Source organism: Halorubrum sp. SD612 (assembly GCF_002135005.1).
On sequence record NZ_NEWI01000207.1, the window covers coordinates 1 to 2,139 of the forward strand.

Sequence of the window (2,139 nt, forward strand, 5' to 3'; positions counted from 1 at the left end):
CCCCCTGACGGCGGCGTCGAACGCGCCCTCCTCGCCCCGGATGCGGTCGTTGCGCTCGGGGAGCCCGTCGACGGAGACGCCGGCGTACTTGAGCCCGGCCGCCTTCAGCTCCCGGGCCCGCTCGCGGGTGAGGAGGGTCCCGTTCGTCGAGAGGACCGGCCGGATCCCGCTGTCGTCGGCGTACGCGATCAGCTCGGCGAGGTCCTCCCGGACGAGTGGCTCGCCGCCGGAGAAGAGGAGGACGGGGACGCCGAACTCGGCGAGGTCGTCGATCAGGGCCTTCCCCTCGGCGGTCGACAGCTCGTTCGGAGCGCCCTCCGTGTCCGCGCCGGCGTAGCAGTGCTCGCAGTAGAGGTTACACCGCTTCGTGGTGTTCCAGACGACGACGGGGCGTCGCTGTTTCTCGTCCGTGATCTGGGGCTTCTTCGACCCGTCGGCGGCGTCGTAGCGGAGCCCGTCGCTCTCGGCGTCGAGCCCGCAGAGCAGCTTGCTGACGGAGATCATCGCGACCCCTCCGCGTCGTCGGCGTCGGCCGCGGGGGCGCCGCCGGACGCGGCCGTCGGCGTCCCCTCGGTCTCCTCGTAGACGCGCGGTTCGTCGGCGTCGTCGACGTCGTCGGGCGCCGCCGAATCGCCCGCCCCCTCGTCGTCTCCCGCGAGCGACTCGGCGGAGTACCGGGACACCTCCGCGGCCGGACACACCCACACGTCGCGGGCGTACCACGCGAACAGCTTGCTCGCCTCCTCGTGCGCGACGTCGGGCGTCGGCGCGGCGACGGTGCCGACGTGGCGGAGCGGGTCCGACTCCTCCTCGCGGACGAACACCTCGAACCGGCGACCGTCGGCCGACCGGGGGCCGTTCGCGCCCTCGCTACGGTCCGTCTTCTCGACCATACCCCCGATACGGACGGTCTCCCGAACGGGGTTTCGCGCGTTCTCACGGCCGCGAAATGCGCCCGAACAGGTTCGGCCGCGGAGCGCGGCGCGGTCACTGAGGAGCGCCGCGAGCCCGAGCGACGTGCGCGCCGCTACCGGATCGGAGAGATGCGAGGACCGCTAGCGGCGCGATCCCGCGTGAGAACGGCCGGTCACCGCAGGAGAGAGCCGATCAGATGACGCGGTTCTGCAGGTAGTCGAGGTGTTTCGCGTTGTAGACGATCTTGACCTCGTCGGTGGCCGGGCTGCCGATACAGGTGAGGCGGACGTTCTTCTCCTCGACCTCCTCGTCGGAGAGGATCTGCTGCATGTCCATCTCGATGTCGCCCTTCTTGACGATGGACGCGCAGTTCGCGCAGGCGCCGGCGCGGCACGAGAAGGGCCAGTCGTAGCCCTGCGCCTCGGCCGATTCGAGGATGTACTCGCCCTGGTTCACTTCGAGGGTACCGTAGTCTTCCTCGTCGAGGCCGGCGTCGGCCGCCTCCTCGAAGAGGTCGTCGTCGTCCATCGACCAGCCGTGGTCGTCGAGCACTTCGTAGTTGAGGTATTCTACTGTGGGCATCACCTGCCGGTTTGTTGCCCACCTCATTAGGCTTTGCTGTTCCCCAGCCGACGCCCCCGAGACGCGTGCCGGACGGGCGAACACGTTCGGCGCTTCTCGGCGACGGCGATGCGTCGCGGAGCGTCCCGCTGCCGGCCCCCCGCCGCCCGGATCCGACCGCGACGGGTCGCGTGACAGCTCGATATCACGACTGATACGGGGTGAGTAACAATAAATAGCGTACGGCGCCCACGACGTACCGATGGAGGAGTCCGTCGTCGCCGACTTCGTCGGCCGCGTCCACGCGGCGAGCATCGGAACCGACGAGCCGGTGACGGGCCGCGTCCTGCTGAGCCAGCGGCGGTTAGTGATCGCGACGGACGGCGGGAAGGAGACGGTCCCGCTCTCGCGGGTGTTCGACGTCGTCGTCGGGAGCGTCCCGGGCGACCTGCGCTCGTTTTTCAGCGACAGCGTCACCGTCGCGTACGAGCGCGACGGGTCGCGGCGCTCGGCGCTCGTGGAGGGCGAACCGGACGACATGGACAAGTTCGTCAGGCTCCTGTTCAAGGCCCTGTTGCGGAACGTCACCGTCACGGTGCGTCACCCGGCGAAGGTCGGCGGCCGCGTCACGGACGCGACCGACCACCGTGCCTCGGTGTCGGT

3 protein-coding genes and 1 pseudogene are annotated in these 2,139 nt (G+C 69.9%); 1 reads left to right on the forward strand and 3 read right to left on the reverse strand.

Annotated elements, in window-relative coordinates:
* The 3 genes from B9G38_RS15110 to fer all read right to left on the reverse strand — a co-directional run.
* Positions 1–504, reverse strand: a 504-nt coding sequence (locus B9G38_RS15110) for a radical SAM protein (protein ID WP_143415506.1), incomplete at its 3' end; no start/stop codon positions are given.
* Positions 501–893, reverse strand: coding sequence for an Htur_1727 family rSAM-partnered candidate RiPP (locus B9G38_RS15115; RefSeq protein ID WP_086220924.1), 393 nt, complete (start codon positions 891–893; stop codon positions 501–503). The genes B9G38_RS15110 and B9G38_RS15115, both read right to left, overlap by 4 nt.
* A 214-nt stretch (positions 894–1,107) precedes the next feature.
* Positions 1,108–1,497: a ferredoxin Fer gene (fer, locus tag B9G38_RS15120; protein ID WP_086220925.1), complete on the reverse strand. Its 390-nt coding sequence runs from the start codon at positions 1,495–1,497 to the stop codon at positions 1,108–1,110.
* Between the two features lie 292 nt (positions 1,498–1,789).
* On the opposite strand from fer, the pseudogene B9G38_RS18630 reads away from it, so the two are divergent.
* Positions 1,790–2,139: pseudogene (locus B9G38_RS18630) on the forward strand (CheF family chemotaxis protein); the annotation flags it as partial.

Coding starts and splice junctions, on each gene's coding strand:
- B9G38_RS15115 (WP_086220924.1), bottom strand. CDS start 893: ATGGTCGAGAAGACGGACCGTAGCGAGGGCGCGAACGGCCCCCGGTCG.
- fer (WP_086220925.1), bottom strand. CDS start 1,497: ATGCCCACAGTAGAATACCTCAACTACGAAGTGCTCGACGACCACGGC.